Origin of the sequence: Rummeliibacillus pycnus, from assembly GCF_044359855.1 — a bacterium.
GTDB classification, from domain to species: Bacteria; Bacillota; Bacilli; order Bacillales_A; family Planococcaceae; genus Rummeliibacillus; species Rummeliibacillus pycnus_A.
This window is the reverse complement of the sequence record NZ_CP132291.1, coordinates 1,030,870-1,045,837: the sequence shown is the minus strand read 5'-3', so window position 1 is coordinate 1,045,837 and position 14,968 is coordinate 1,030,870. Positions and strand designations below refer to the sequence as shown.

Sequence of the window (14,968 nt, the reverse complement as noted above, 5' to 3'; positions counted from 1 at the left end):
ATCAATGGCATCAAGGTCATGTAGTAGCAAATTAAATCTTAACTAATTTTCCCTTTTGATGGTTTATAATAAAGATTGATAATTTGTAAAAAAGTTTGATTAAAAACCCTGTATTGAACTGCCCCGTAAATGTTAGACACTAACTAACATTTACGGGGTGTTTTTATGACTAAATTTACAATGGAGACAAAATTAGACGCAGTGAAACGTTATTTAAATGGAACTGAAAGTTATAAAAAGATTGCAGAAAGTATTGGTTCAACCAAATCTCAAGTTATCAACTGGGTAAAATTATTTGAGGCCCAAGGAATGAATGGTTTTGAAAAAGACTATACAGCTTACTCTGTTCAGTTTAAACTAGACGTACTTAATTTTATGAACGAAACAGGCGCTTCTCTTCGAGAAACAGCGAGTAATTTTAATATTTCTTCTCCAAGTACAGTTTATAAATGGGAATGGTTATTAAAAACACAGGGGCTGGATGCGCTAGAACCAAAGAAAAAGGGGCGCCCTCCAATGAAAAAAGAATCGAATAAGATGCAATCAAAAGTTGTAGTATCAGATGAAGGCTCGCTAGAGGCTTTACAAGCAAAGATAAAGCGTTTAGAAATGGAGAACGCCTACTTAAAAAAGTTAAATACTTTAGTTCAAATGCAAGAAAAATTACAAACAAAATCAAAGCGCAAGTAATAGTTGAACTAAAGCATAAATATGACGTTGTGGAGTTGGTTAAAGTCGCTGGCATTCCCCGTAGTACGTATTATTATTGGGAAAATCGATTAGATCAAACTGATAAATACGGACAAGTAAAAGAAGCAATTAAAATGATTTACCACGAACATAAAGGTCGTTATGGTTACCGTCGTATAGCTAAAGAATTGAAGAAATATGGTTATACTCACGATCCTAAAACAATTAATAGTCTAATGAATCAGATGGGCTTAAAATGTCTTGTACGTATAAAGAAATATCGTTCTTACAAAGGGACCGTTGGTCGAATCGCACCAAATCTATTACAACGTGATTTTAAGGCAAAGAAAATGAATGAAAAATGGGTAACAGACGTTACGGAATTTCATCTATTCGGAGAGAAACGTTATTTATCACCTGTGTTAGATTTGTGTAATGGTGAAATCATTGCGTATAAAGTGATGAGCCGTCCTGTTTATCGACTTGTTGGAGAGATGTTAGATCAAGCTATTAATCGTCTTCAACCAGGAGATCAAGTAATTCTACATTCCGATCAAGGATGGCATTACCAAATGAAGAAGTATCAGAAGACCCTACAAGAACACCACATTACGCAGAGTATGTCCCGTAAGGGCAACTGTTTAGATAACGCCGTCATTGAAAATTTCTTTGGCTTGTTAAAATCTGAACTTCTTTATCTTCAGGATTTTGAGAGTATGGAACATTTTGAACAAGAACTACATGATTATATCGAGTATTATAATCACAAACGAATGAAGGCAAAATTAATAGACCTAAGTCCAGTAGAATACCGAACTCAGGTCTTAGAAGCTGCCTAAACTATTTGTCTAACTTTATAGGGTCAGTTCAAACTTTTCGATTTTAGGGGCTTTTCAATTAAGAAGTCTTTTCTTTCAAAGTTTTCGTACGTTTTTTAGTTGTTGGTTTTTTCGTCTTATTCAAAGATGCTTGTAACGCTGACATTAGATCTGTTACGTTATCAGGTAGCTCTTTTTCCACATTATTCGCAGTAACAGTATGCTCTGATTTCTTTTCTTCAATTAAATCCATTAACGCAGTTCTGTAATCATCTGTATATTTATCTGGGTCAAAAGCGGTTGTTAATTGTTCAACTAACATTAAGGCAGTATCAAGTTCTTTTTGTACTACTAATTGTTCTGCAGGGATATTTGGAACATCGCTAATGCTTCTCACTTCGTCAGGATAGTGAATGGTCTCCATCACCAATGTGTCTTTATATACACGCACGACGGCAAGTTGTTCTTTAGAACGGATAATAATTTTGGCAATACCTATTTTCCCTGATTCTTCTAGCGTTTTTCTTAAAAGTGTATAAGCCTTGTTGCCAGTAGTGTCAGGGGACATATAGTAGCTTTTCTCAAAGTAAATCGGATCGATTTCCTCTAATTTTACAAAATCAACAATTTCAACTGCTTTATCCTCATTTTCTTTTCTTAAATTTTCTAGATCTTCCGCATCCAATACAACAAACTTATTTTTCGCATATTCATATGCTTTTACAATATCATCTTCAGTAACTTCTTTACTGCAGTTTTCACAAACTTTTTTATAACTAATGGGTGTATTGCATTCTTTGTGAAGCTGTCTAAGTTTTACATCTTTATTTTCAGTGGCAGCGTGTAGCTTAATAGGAATATTTACTAAACCGAAGCTAATACTTCCTTTCCAGACTGTGTGCATAAACGGTCACCTTCTTTTTCTTTTTATTATTCAAACTTTGTCTGTTTTTATGTATTAGTAACGAACATAAATCAAAAGATAAATAAAAATGAGAAAGTAGGATTGTATGAAACCCATGCTTTTAACTCTTGCAATGGAAATACCACAAGGAGAAGAATGGCTGTATGAAACGAAATATGATGGATTTCGCTGTATATTAGAGTGGGATGAAAACCCCGTATTAGTAAGTAGAAATGGGAAAACTCTTAATCCAAACTTTCCCGAAATTATAGATTTTCTTGATGAAATAAAAGAAAAGATAAGTGCCTTCTTACCCTTACAGCTTGATTGCGAATTAGTTTTTTTAACAAATAATTTCAAAAGTAATTTTTCTGTTGTTCAAACTCGAGGTAGAATGCGTAGTCAGGATTCGATTGAAAAACATGCCAAGGAGTTCCCTTGTCAATTAGTTGTATTTGATCTGTTGCAACATAAAGGGAAGAACCAAACAAACTTAAAATTAACTGAGCGAAAAGATAGGTTACAAAAAGTATTTAAAACGGTCAACCTTCCAACTTCGATAAATTATGAAGATATAAATCGATTACAAATGATTGATGTATTTTATGATTCGATGAAATTGTGGAACAAAATGGTAGTGGATAGTGGGGAAGGGTTAATAGCAAAAAGAAAGATTAGCAATTGGATTAGCGATACAAGAACGACTAGCTGGCTAAAAATTAAGAATTGGAGATATGTCAGTGTTATTTTAACCAAATTTGATAAAAATAATGGTTATTTTAATGGGGCAGTATATCGAGAAAATAAACTAATAGATGTGGTCTCTTTTCGACATGGACTAAAGGAAGAAGAGTTCAGCACTTTAGTAACTTTTTTCGAAAAAAATGGAACAAAGTTAAAGGAGGATGTTTGGGAAATACAGCCTTCTATTTGTGTAGAAATCGCTTGTATCGATTTCCTCGGAGGGATGTTGCGTGAGCCTAGATTTCATACATTTAAGCTTAATAAAGAACCGGAAGAATGTAATTGGCGACAAATGTTGCGTCAACTTATCCCAATTCCTGAATCTGTACAAATTACGCACCCTGATAAATCCGTTTTTCCTTCACTCGATATACAAAAAGATGATTATCTATACTATTTACAAAACATAGCACCATTCATGTTACCTTTCCTCCGCAATCGGCCATTAACCCTTATTCGTTATCCTCATGGTGTACCTGGAGAAAATTTTTACCAAAAAAGCAGTCCTGAAAATACACCTGATTTTGTGACCACTACAAAGATAGAAGATATGGAATTTATCGTTTGCAATAATATTGAAACACTACTTTGGCTAGGAAACCAATTAGCAATTGAGTATCATATACCCTTTCAACCAATTCAAACAGATAAACCGACTGAAATTGTGTTTGATTTAGATCCACCTTCAGTTGAAGAGTTTTCTTTGGCAGTTGAAGCAGCACTACAGATGAAAGCAATATTTAATCAGTTTGAGTTAAAATCATTTATCAAAACATCTGGTGGAAAGGGAATGCAACTATATATTCCATTACCAATGGATGTATTTTCATATGAACAAACTGGATTATTTACTAAATTTGTATGCGACTTTTTAATCGAACAAAATCCAAAATGGTTTACAATAGAGCGATTAAAAAAGAATCGGCACAACAAACTATATTTAGATTACGTCCAACATCGTGAGGGGAAAACGATTATTTCTCCTTATTCGCCAAGAGGGAATGATAAAGGGTTAGTAGCAACTCCATTATACTGGGAGGAAGTGAATGACTCTTTAAAACCAGATGTATTTACGATCCTGGCTGTAGAAGAACGAATTAAAAAACAGGGTAATCCATTTCTTAAATTTAGAGTTGCGGAAAGTGTTAATGGACAATCCTTAGCTAATTTACTTACTCAGTTAAATGAGATGAAAAAATGATGCTGTTTAATGAGTAGGATATTTCATGAGCTTCTAGTATATCTTCAACGAATAAAGTGAAAAAAGAAAAGCAAACTAATAACGTAATTTATAAAATGTAAAGGAGGCGATCAAATGTCAGAAAAAAATTCACCAAAATCTCATGGAAGGTTTGGACATGAAGAAATGGGGATGGATATTACACAACAGGGAAAAAACAGTTCTGGTTCAAAAATTAATATAATTCAAAAATTATTTAAGAAAAATAAAAAGAAAGCAAATGAAGTAGCTCGACAAAATTTAGAATAAGTAAAAAATTAGGCGGTAAAAAAGAGTATTCGTTAATACTTCTTTTATTACCGCCTTTCCTTTTATTAACTATAAAGAAAATGATTCAATATCTTCATTTATCGTATTTAAATGAATCCATTTCATAATGTAAAATTTATATAAAATATACGAACATTAATGATATTCAATTTTATTCATTGTGGAGCGAAAGACGGCGACTCCTACGGGAAAGCTTGAGCTGAAAGCCCCGCAGGAACGTAGTGACGAGGAGATTGAAGCCAAGCCCGTGGAAAGCGCCGTCTGTAGCGTAACATCCAAATCTGAATATGGAAAAGTTAATGTGTTAAAATGTCCGTATTTATAAGCTTAAGTGTTAAATGAATTTCGCGATTTTTTCTAATGGTAGGCGTGAAGAGTTGTGTGCAGGTACTGCTGCTTTACCAATTGCAATAAGTAAAATTGGTTTGATATGATCTGGTAGTTCAAATCGTTTAGCAAATGCATTTTTATCGAATCCACCCATAGGAACTGTATCGTATCCCATGTCTTTTGCTAACAACATTATTTGCATTGAAATTAAGCCAGCATCAAAAGTTGCGATATTTGTTAATACTTCTTCTGGAAGATTTGAATATAGTTTTAATGAGTTTTCAATCATCATATTTTTTGTGGCTTCGTCCATATAGCCAAGTTCAAAGTTTTGATTATTAACTTCTTCGACATTTTTATACATTTCGATATCACCTAAAACGGCAATGATTGCTGAAGAAGTTACTACTTGTTCTTGATTAAATGCAATTGGACGCAATTCTTTTTTGATGGCTTCATCTTGAATTACAAGAAAACGCCAAGGTTGTAAATTGCTTGATGATGGTGCGGATGTTGCTTCTAATAATAATTCCTCTATTTGTGATTTAGGGATTTTAAATTGTGGATCGTATTTGCGCACAGATTTACGTTCGTGCATTACTTTATTTAATGTACTTTGTGTCATTGTCAATGTTCTCTCTCCTTGAAATATCATGTTGAGACTATACTATACGACAAAATTTTTTTAAATCCAAGTAAATTGCTTGTACTAATACAGTTAAATAAATCAGAAAATATAATTTTCCAGTTATTAGATTGGCAATAACCAGGTAAGTTAATGTAACCAGTAGGCATATGCCAAGAATGTTTGCGTAAAGTCTCTATTTATAGAGGAACTCTTTAAGAACTCTTTAAGAATCTACCCTTAATCTAATAGTAAAATCCTCGGAGGACAAAGAGCATGTATTAAAAACAATCTTGAATGATCCAACATACACGTTAGTTTGAGCAATTGATACAGATTACTTTTGCAAATAAATTATTTAATTCTATATGATGTAAACATTAAGTTTTAAATTAATTTTTATTCTCATCAAGCGATGATTATTTTCTTTTTGTAAGTTGGATTAACTCAAATGTTGTGTGAAATTGTTTTTCATTTTTATTTTTTGACTTGATTTTTATTGCCCCATGGCCTTTTGCAAAGTAAAGATAAGAGACAGCATATTTATTAGTAGATTTCACGATAACTACATGTTTGAAGGTTCTTGCTTTTGTTTTTACAGTTGCATTAGTGTCAGTAATCGTTTGTGTATTTACAGTATTTTTAATATCATCGGGGAGTTTAACTTTCCAAGTGTATCCATTTTTAATGGTCTTCTTTAGAAATGGTGTATGATATTGTTTATCCCCAACAATTGTACAATCTCCATATATTGAACTTGTAGCGCGTTCACAAGTATCTATATCAACATATTCATATTTCTTCTCATCTTCTAATTTTACATATGACTTCCAGTGATAATCGTTACCTACTTTATTTCTGAAAATCATTTTTATTTTATCAGAAGAAGAATCGTATACGTAGGTATAAGCTGTATTCAATCTATAATCAGAAGGTTTTAATTTTTCTTTTGCACTGGCACCATCCAATATGGAAAATAAATTTAAAGTAAATAGTAAAGCTATCAAGTATTGAATTAACTTTTTCATATATCAAAATCTCCTTTTCAACAAATGCGTATATTTTCTACATCCTTTTGACTTTAAACAAATTATAATACTAAAGATCTAAAAAGGAAAACAATCATTAGGTATATAGGATGTAAAAGATGCCAATTTTATTTTATAATAAATGGAAAAACAAGTGCAATTTAGTTTTATATTTATTTCTATCGCGAAATTAAAAAATTAAAATAACTGGAAATTGTTTAAATAATATTATTAAGCACATCATGAATATAATTTTGATGTGCTTTTTTACGTATTAAAAAGTGAAAAACGGATTTATGAAATTGATTCAAGAGTTTTGCGAATAAATTGTCTATCAAATAAATAATCTAATACTAGATATTTATTTATGATAGGAGGGGTGTTCATGGTAGACGTAAATGGAATAACAAAAGACACAGCAACTTTATTAATTGAGGAGATTGAATCTAGCATCCAGCAATTTGCTGAGGAATCCGTTCAATCTTTTGATAAGCAGAGGAATTTAGCACAAAGAAGGCAACTATTAATAAATGCTTACGCGAAAACTAGTAGTGGAATGACACAACTCATTATTACGGATATGATTAACGAAATCGATCAAGAAATTGCTCACCTCAATGAAAATGTTCGTAATTGTGAAAATCAAAAGGGGTTCTATACAGAAATTTTAAGGGTAGTAAAAGAAACAGTGGACGAATTAAGATTAACAAAATAATGTGTCATTTAAGCATCTCTAACGAGGTGCTTTTATTTTGCGAAACAACTGAGATTTAAGAGAAAGTATGTCAAGTACATAGAAAATAAGATATTGGAAAAGCTGAAGAAGACTAAAAGTAAATGCAGTACCTAACTTTTTGGATAGAAAGGAGAAGAAAATTGGGGTTTGCTGAATCTTTAACCATAATTTTAATCGTATTAAAATTAGTAGGCGTTATTTCATGGTCATGGTGGATTGTGTTGATACCAGAATTATTCGCAATGTTAATATATATCATTGTTTGGATTGTATGGTTATTTTATTCTGTTAAACTTCACAAATAAGAAAGGAAATGATAAATGGATTTTTTCAGATAATGAACAACTAGAATGTTTCAAAGACAATGCTAACTTTCCTCTATAGTAAGAATTATTAATCTGTAAAGAATAAATACACCAAGATACGAACCAGAAATCAAGAAAAATGGATTAAGAAAAATACCGTGAATAGTAGTCATAAATACAGCATGATCAATAATGATTTGATAAATAGAAGTAGAAGCAATACCACCAAAAATAACTGTTGTTATAACAGCAATCACATTAAAAATGATTCGGAAACTTTTCATTTTAATTTGGAGATAAAACATAAGAATAGGAATCACAATGCTAAAAATAACTAATAAAATTTTCAAAATGCAACTCTCCCATAAGTATTCACAACTTTTTTAGTTAATTATGACCTATTATGTAGTTAGATATACAAAAAAGAGCGAAGTTAAAGAATTAGGTTTTGTTTAACAATACTGTTGATATTTCATCAGTTTCGCTTTCATCGTGGACGCATTCCGCTCAAGTAAGATGCATTAAAAAAATCAACATTATCATATAACAGAGCCAAGAATTAAAAAACACCTTTCCCATCAATAATAGATAAAGAAAGATGTATTATTTATACAAAAAGTAATTACTAGACTTATAAAATTTATAATAAAAGATTAGCATATAACAATAAGTGTAACAGCAGACCTATTAGTGACATAATGGGTCTGCTGTTTTGTTATTTAAGCATTGCAAGTCCGAATGTTAACATAGACATTACCATAATTAGGGCCATTAATATTACGACAATTTTCTGTATCTTCTTATTACTCATTTCTCGTTCTCTCCTTTTTTTCCTTAAAAATAATTTTATCAGATATTATTTATTTAACAAGTACTAGAGTTTTCTGAAAAATTTATGTACAATTGTGTTATACAACAAAGAAGGAGTTGGGGGATGCATGGAGAATGTTGATCATATCGGTATTGCGGTCAAGGATTTAGATGAGCGCGTTACATATTATACAAATGTGTTAGGAATGAAACTTATCAATGTTGAAGAAGTAGAGTCTGAGCAAGTCCGTGTTGCATTTATAGATGCTGGGAATACACATATTGAACTCTTAGAGCCACTCACAAAAGAAAGCGCTATCTATAAATATTTGGAAAAACGCGGTGAGGGGATTCATCATATCGCGTTAGCTGTTACTGGCATAGAACAAGAAATGGCGAAAATGCAAGGAGAAGGTGCTCGTCTATTATCTGAGCAACCGAAAATTGGCGCAGGTGGAGCTAAAGTGGTTTTCATACACCCTAAATCTTCTTATGGTGTGCTTTACGAATTAGTAGACAGAAGTCAAGCAAAGGGGTAATTAGCATATGGATATGTACGATAAAATCAATGAATTATATGATAGAAAACGTGAAATCGAACTTGGTGGCGGTGAAGCACGGATCGACAAACAGCATGAAAAAGGTAAGTTGACTGCTCGCGAACGTATCGAATTATTACTTGATGAAGGAACATTCGTAGAGATTAATCCTTTCGTAAAACATCGCACAGTAGACTTTGGTATGGCGAAAAAAGAAGGTCCTGGAGATGGTGTTGTAACGGGTTACGGTAAAGTTAATGGTCGCCCTGTTTACCTATTCTCACAAGATTTCACAGTTTTCGGTGGTGCTCTTGGAGAAATGCATGCAAAGAAAATTGCGAATGTTATGGATTTAGCTGCGAAAAATGGTGCGCCATTCATCGGTATTAACGATTCAGGCGGTGCACGTATCCAAGAAGGTGTATTATCACTAGATGGATATGGTCACATTTTTTATAGAAACTCCATTTATTCTGGTGTAATTCCACAAATCTCAGTGATTATGGGGCCTTGTGCAGGGGGTGCTGTATATTCACCAGCAATCACTGATTTCATCTTAATGGTTGATAAGACATCTCAAATGTTTATCACTGGACCAAAAGTTATCGAAACAGTAACAGGTGAACAAATTTCATCTGAAGGTTTAGGCGGTGCGAAAGTCCATAACTCTGTAAGCGGTAATGCACACTTCCGTGCAGAAGATGAAGAAACTGCAATTGAACAAATCAAACAATTACTTAGCTACTTACCACAAAACAACACGGAAAAAGCACCAATTGTTGAAGTAGAAAAAGATTCTGAAGATGACAATTATCGTTCAGAACTACTTGACCTTGTTCCAGTTGACCAAACAAAAGCTTACGACGTTCGTAAAGTGATTGAACACATTGTAGATGCTGATTCATTTATGGAAGTTCAAAAAGAATTTGCGAAAAACATTGTCGTTGGTTTCGCTCGTATCGATGGTGAATCAGTTGGTCTTGTATGTAACCAACCAAAAGTACTTGCAGGTGGCCTAGATATTAATTCATCTGATAAACTAGCACGCTTTGTCCGTACTTGTGACTCGTTCAATGTACCAATCATTACATTTGAGGACGTTTCTGGTTTCTTCCCAGGCGTAAAACAAGAGCATGGTGGAATCATTCGTCACGGCGCGAAAATCCTATTTGCTTATTCAGAAGCAACTGTTCCAAAAATCACAGTTATTCTTCGAAAAGCATATGGTGGTGCATACGTTGCGCTTAACTCAAAATCAATTGGTGCAGACATGGTTTATGCATGGCCAAATGCTGAAATCGCAGTTATGGGTGCATCAGGTGCAGCGAATATCATCCACGCAGGCGAAATCGCAAAATCTGAAGATCCAGAAGCTACTCGTGAGCAAAAAATTGAAGAATACAAAGAAAAATTCGCAAACCCATATGTTGCAGCATCTCACGGCTTAGTAGACGATGTAATCGATCCTCGTGAAACTCGTATTAAACTAATGCAATCACTAGAAATGCTTCGCACGAAGAAAGAATCAAGACCATACAAAAAACATGGTAATATTCCTTTGTAAAAAGGGAATGCCAATTTCATAGTTAAAAAAGTCCATAATTTACTATCTTAATATTCACAATAATATTTAAAAACTGACAAAGGCTATCTCTACCGATTAACGGTATGGGGATAGCCTTTTCTTCTTTCTAATAAGCGGTAATTAGTTTATTTGATAACTGCTAGAATAAAAAAATGAGCGTTATTACCATTTTTATTTTGACTCTATTGAATTGTTGCAGCGATTTTGATCAAAAATGTGTTTTGTTACATCATTGCATTCTAAGATTAATCGCACGAATCGTGATACAATTCAACATTTCGTGGATAGCATCCAAATTTCGTGTAGAGCCACATTCTAATATAGTTTGAATAGTTTCTTAAACCTTATTATAAGGAAATAAATTGGGACATCCGATAAGTTATTTCTCAGATTTTATGATAAAATTGACTAGGAATAAGGTGGTAAAGTTACCACATATAAAAGGAGTCTTGGATGATGACAAGTCGTATTGTTGAAGAATTTTTAGAATTAGTACAAATCGATTCAGAAACATACCATGAAGAAAAAATCTCACCAGTATTAGTAAATAAATTAGAAGCTCTAGGTTTTGAAGTTTTCGAAGATGATGCTGCTAGCCGTAATGGTCATGCATCAGGTAACCTAATTGCAACTTTAAAAGGAACATTATCTGATGTTCAACCAATTTACTTTACATCACATATGGATACTGTCGTTCCTGGTGTTGGTATTAAACCAATTATCAAAGAAGATGGATATATCTACTCAGATGGCACAACAATTCTTGGCGCAGATGATAAAGCAGGAATTGCTGGTTTGTTGGAATTAGCAAAACGTCTAAAAGAAGAGAATATCGAACACGGTGACATTCAATATGTCATAACTGCTGGAGAAGAATCTGGTCTTGAAGGTGCTAAAGAATTAGATCACGAAAAAGTTTATGCAAAATATGGCTTTGCCGTTGACTCTGATGGTAAAGTTGGCGAAATCGTCACTGCAGCACCATACCAAACAAAATTATTTGCTACATTAAAAGGCAAAACAGCTCACGCTGGTGTTGAACCTGAAAAAGGCATTTCTGCAATCACAATCGCTGCAAAAGCTGTTGCTCGAATGAAATTAGGCCGTATTGACTCTGAAACGACTGCAAACATCGGTCGTTTCGAAGGTGGTAAAGCTACAAATATTGTATGTGATGAAGCATCTGTTTTAGCTGAATGCCGTTCATTAAACGAAGCAAAACTTGTGGAACAAGAAAATCACATGAAGGAAGCTTTCGAATCAGCTGCCAAAGAAATGGGAGGATCTGCAGAAGTTGAAGTACAACGTATGTATCCAGGCTTCAAATTCGGTCCAGACGATTTAGTTGTAAAAGTAGCTGAAGAAGCAGCAAAAAATATCGGTCGTGAGCCTAAACTTATGCAATCTGGTGGCGGTAGTGATGCCAACGTAATCGCAGGATACGGTATTCCAACTGTAAACTTAGCAATAGGTTACGAAAAAATTCATACAACAGAAGAACGTATTCCAGTTGAAGAATTAGAAAAACTAGCCGATCTATTAGTGGAAATTGTTAAGTGTGCAGCTAAAGTTAAATAACCCATCTTACGAAAAGAGAGTGAATTTATGCCAAATGTGAAAGTTGTCGTTTTTCGATGTGGCCAAGAGGAGTATGCCATTCCAGTTGAAAAAGTAGTATCAATTGAAAAGGCTGAAAGAGTAAATCGTATTCCTCATTTACCTGATTATGTATTAGGTTTAACACGAATTCGAAACGAATTGCTTCCAATTCTAGATTTTGAACAAATTTTATATCGCCAACCAGCCAATTCATCTGAAGCTAAAATGATTGTCTTACAATCAGATGATTTTATCTTCGGACTATTAGTTGTGGAAGCGAAAGAAATTTTAGATATTGAAGAAGAACAATTAAAGCAAGTCGGACTTGTAAATTATGCAAAAACACAATATTTCAGTGCTGTTGCAAATCTTGAACAGCGTATGATTACTATAGTGTCACCAGATGTATTAGTAAATACATTAGATGGCATCAAAGAAATCAAAGCATATATGAAATCTCTTACTGAAGAAGAATTGCAAGAAATAAAGTAATACAAAAAGAGGCAGAAGCTTATTGTTTCTGCCTCACAGACTGTAGACAAACTTGAAGGATTTCGAGTTTACCTATAGTCTTTTTCTTTTACTTTAAATATAGAAAACAGACCGTTAATTTCCACTGTGGGCGGGGCCAAGTCGCTTCCATCGCGTTCAGTCCAGGGTCTCGACTTCTCGCTTTTCCCGCAGGAGCCTCCGCCCGCAGCGAAGATCAATTGAATGGTGAATTGAAACAAAGATAAGCTTCTGCTTTTTTTCTTATCAGCTACTATAAAAGCTTAAATAACCTTAAGCGGCAGATGTTTTCGCATCTAATTTTACTTGCGAATGCCTTTTACCAAATAATAGTAAACATAAAGCAAAGGCAATAACACTACCAGCGAATATGAGCGCACTATTATAGCTACCGAAATATGTAACAAGTTTTCCTGCAATAAGTGGGCCTATTATTTGTCCAATCGCATAATAAGTGGTAAGAGTTGAAACAACACTGGCACTTTTGGTCGGATAAAGCTCTCGACAATAGGAAGTTGTCAAAACAACAATCCCCACAAAGGTTATGCCGAATAGGAGAGCAGAGATCATGACGCCAATAATAGTAGGGGAGATAACAGGTAATATAATGCCGATAATTTGTAAGATATAAGCGGAAGCAATAATGATAATAGGTTTATATTTTGACATTAATATGCTCCAGATAGGTGCTGAAGGTATAGCACCAATACCCACAATAACCCAACTATAACTCGCGTATTTTTGTAAACTTGGCATTTCATGAATCATATCTACTAAAAATGTCCCCGTAACAATATATCCTAGTCCTTCTAATCCATAGGCAATCGTAATCCAAGGCATAAAACCAGTCCAGAATTTTTGGATGGGACCTTTCACTTTTTCTAATGATGGATCCTCTAATTTCTTCCATAAGAAGTGATTTAAAATTATAAAAACAGCAGATAAAATACTAAGTCCTGTAAAAGCTCCTTGCCATGAAAAGTGTTTTTCTAAGTATGGTACCAAAATTCCTGATAAAGCAATGCCAACTCCAATACCGCTAAAAACATAACCAGACCATTTAACTAGAAAATGCCGAGCCAAATAATCCAATAACATACTAGAAGTTAATACAAATATAATTCCTCCGGTAATTCCATTAATTAATCGTAAAAATAACCATACATAAAAGTTGTTTACAATACCCATCCCCAGTATGGAAATAACACAAATCCATCCATTCATGTAAAGCTTTTTTTTCTGTTTTTTTACGATAAAGCCTGCCCATAAAGCACCAACAAAATAACCAATATAATTTGCTGAAGCTAACCATCCACCTTTTTCAACAGACAAACCCTCAGCTTCACGTAGAAAAGGTAAAATTGGTGTAAACGAAAAACGACCAATTCCCATTGCAACTACTAAAAATAAAACGGCCCCCACAATGATCCCTGTATGGTGACGATTCATAAAAACACCCCCATTAAGTAGAAAAAAATGACTTGAACGATAAATATAGTATAACTTAAATGGGGTATTATGGTATATATTGGATTGGGATAATGTGAAAAAGTTATTGGATAATGTATTTGAATCATTTTCATAATTACTCAAAACTAAGGAGTATTATTTATGCCATTCATCAGCCAATATGCCATAAACCGCATGGTCAACATAATGGTCATAAAGCCATTCATTGCTCCGAAGTGTACCTTCATGAACATAGCCTAGTCGTTCAGGGATACTTCTGCTTTTTTTATTTTCAATGGCAGCACGTATTTCAACTTTATTCATGTATAGTTCTTTAAAAGCGTATTCGGTTAAAGCATGAACGGCTTTTGTCATGATCCCATTTCCTTGATATTCGCTACCTAACCAATAGCCAATAGCTGCAAAACGGTTTATACGATCAATATTGTTGAAACCGGTGATTCCAACGACCTTTCCTTTCCAAACAATAGCCAAGTTTAATAATGTGCCAGTTTTTTCACCTTTTTGACTAAAAGTAATATAGTTTAATGTATCTTCTTCAGTCTTTGTGCCATCCACCCATGGAAGCCATTGTCTTAAATATGCTCGATCATTTTCTGTTAATGAAAATACTGCACTTGCATCTTGTGGATTTAAAGGTCTTAAAATAAGATCATCAGAGACTTTTAACATATATATCTACCGCCTTTCGAAATATTCTTATAATTGTAATAGGTAATACTGTAAATTAGCAATAATTTTTTAAAATTTCTATATAATTATTGA

16 protein-coding genes are annotated in these 14,968 nt (G+C 33.6%); 9 read left to right on the top strand and 7 right to left on the bottom strand.

Annotated features, from left to right (window positions below; all coding sequences use genetic code 11):
* The first annotated feature begins 165 nt into the window (after positions 1-165).
* A protein-coding gene (locus tag Q8X41_RS05150; RefSeq protein ID WP_397538106.1) for an IS3 family transposase occupies positions 166-1,529 on the top strand; the annotation gives its coding sequence in 2 pieces (ribosomal slippage) (positions 166-640 and positions 640-1,529; 1,365 coding nt in all).
* Between the two features lie 58 nt (positions 1,530-1,587).
* On the opposite strand, the gene Q8X41_RS05145 is transcribed toward Q8X41_RS05150, so the two are convergent.
* Positions 1,588-2,412, bottom strand: coding sequence for a Ku protein (locus Q8X41_RS05145; protein ID WP_397539186.1), 825 nt, complete (start codon positions 2,410-2,412; stop codon positions 1,588-1,590).
* 106 nt (positions 2,413-2,518) lie between these two features.
* Between Q8X41_RS05145 and Q8X41_RS05140 the strand changes: the two genes are divergently transcribed.
* Entirely contained in the window at positions 2,519-4,357 is a 1,839-nt protein-coding gene (locus Q8X41_RS05140) for a DNA ligase D (protein WP_397539185.1), read from the top strand.
* A 114-nt stretch (positions 4,358-4,471) separates the two neighbouring features.
* Positions 4,472-4,645, top strand: a complete 174-nt coding sequence (locus Q8X41_RS05135) for a hypothetical protein (protein WP_397539184.1) — start codon at positions 4,472-4,474, stop codon at positions 4,643-4,645.
* 355 nt (positions 4,646-5,000) lie between these two features.
* Here Q8X41_RS05135 and Q8X41_RS05130 read toward each other — a convergent pair whose 3' ends face one another.
* Both Q8X41_RS05130 and Q8X41_RS05125 read right to left on the bottom strand, forming a co-directional pair.
* A complete protein-coding gene (locus Q8X41_RS05130; RefSeq protein ID WP_397539183.1) occupies positions 5,001-5,627 on the bottom strand; it encodes a nitroreductase family protein in 627 nt (208 codons plus the stop codon).
* Positions 5,628-6,040: 413 nt separating this feature from the next.
* On the bottom strand, positions 6,041-6,649 hold the full coding sequence (locus Q8X41_RS05125) for a hypothetical protein (RefSeq protein ID WP_397539182.1): 609 nt from the start codon (positions 6,647-6,649) through the stop codon (positions 6,041-6,043).
* A 385-nt stretch (positions 6,650-7,034) separates the two neighbouring features.
* Here Q8X41_RS05125 and Q8X41_RS05120 point away from each other — a divergent pair, with 385 nt between their 5' ends.
* Positions 7,035-7,364, top strand: coding sequence for a hypothetical protein (locus Q8X41_RS05120; protein ID WP_397539181.1), 330 nt, complete (start codon positions 7,035-7,037; stop codon positions 7,362-7,364).
* 161 nt (positions 7,365-7,525) lie between these two features.
* Positions 7,526-7,690 carry a transmembrane Fragile-X-F protein gene (locus Q8X41_RS05115; RefSeq protein WP_397539180.1) on the top strand — a complete coding sequence of 55 codons (165 nt, stop codon included), beginning with the start codon at positions 7,526-7,528 and terminating at the stop codon, positions 7,688-7,690.
* 62 nt (positions 7,691-7,752) lie between these two features.
* Here the strand turns inward: Q8X41_RS05115 and Q8X41_RS05110 are convergent, their stop codons facing one another.
* The gene (locus Q8X41_RS05110) at positions 7,753-8,040 is read right to left on the bottom strand and encodes a transposase (RefSeq protein WP_397539179.1); all 288 of its coding nucleotides are present in this window, start codon (positions 8,038-8,040) and stop codon (positions 7,753-7,755) included.
* Between the two features lie 365 nt (positions 8,041-8,405).
* A complete protein-coding gene (gene prli42, locus Q8X41_RS05105; RefSeq protein ID WP_397539178.1) occupies positions 8,406-8,501 on the bottom strand; it encodes a stressosome-associated protein Prli42 in 96 nt (31 codons plus the stop codon).
* A gap of 127 nt (positions 8,502-8,628) precedes the next feature.
* Here prli42 and mce point away from each other — a divergent pair, with 127 nt between their 5' ends.
* The 4 genes from mce to Q8X41_RS05085 all read left to right on the top strand — a co-directional run bounded on the left by mce (position 8,629) and on the right by Q8X41_RS05085 (position 12,715).
* A complete protein-coding gene (gene mce, locus Q8X41_RS05100; RefSeq protein WP_397539177.1) occupies positions 8,629-9,039 on the top strand; it encodes a methylmalonyl-CoA epimerase in 411 nt (136 codons plus the stop codon).
* A gap of 7 nt (positions 9,040-9,046) precedes the next feature.
* Positions 9,047-10,603, top strand: a complete 1,557-nt coding sequence (locus Q8X41_RS05095) for an acyl-CoA carboxylase subunit beta (RefSeq protein WP_397539176.1) — start codon at positions 9,047-9,049, stop codon at positions 10,601-10,603.
* 477 nt (positions 10,604-11,080) lie between these two features.
* Positions 11,081-12,202 (top strand): M20/M25/M40 family metallo-hydrolase, encoded by a 1,122-nt coding sequence (locus Q8X41_RS05090; protein WP_397539175.1) that lies wholly within the window; start codon positions 11,081-11,083, stop codon positions 12,200-12,202.
* Between the two features lie 27 nt (positions 12,203-12,229).
* A complete protein-coding gene (locus Q8X41_RS05085; protein ID WP_397539174.1) occupies positions 12,230-12,715 on the top strand; it encodes a chemotaxis protein CheW in 486 nt (161 codons plus the stop codon).
* A gap of 291 nt (positions 12,716-13,006) precedes the next feature.
* Here the strand turns inward: Q8X41_RS05085 and Q8X41_RS05080 are convergent, their stop codons facing one another.
* Both Q8X41_RS05080 and Q8X41_RS05075 read right to left on the bottom strand, forming a co-directional pair.
* On the bottom strand, positions 13,007-14,182 hold the full coding sequence (locus tag Q8X41_RS05080) for a YbfB/YjiJ family MFS transporter (protein WP_397539173.1): 1,176 nt from the start codon (positions 14,180-14,182) through the stop codon (positions 13,007-13,009).
* A 156-nt stretch (positions 14,183-14,338) separates the two neighbouring features.
* Positions 14,339-14,875, bottom strand: a complete 537-nt coding sequence (locus Q8X41_RS05075; RefSeq protein WP_397539172.1) for a GNAT family N-acetyltransferase — start codon at positions 14,873-14,875, stop codon at positions 14,339-14,341.
* Positions 14,876-14,968: the final 93 nt, after the last annotated feature.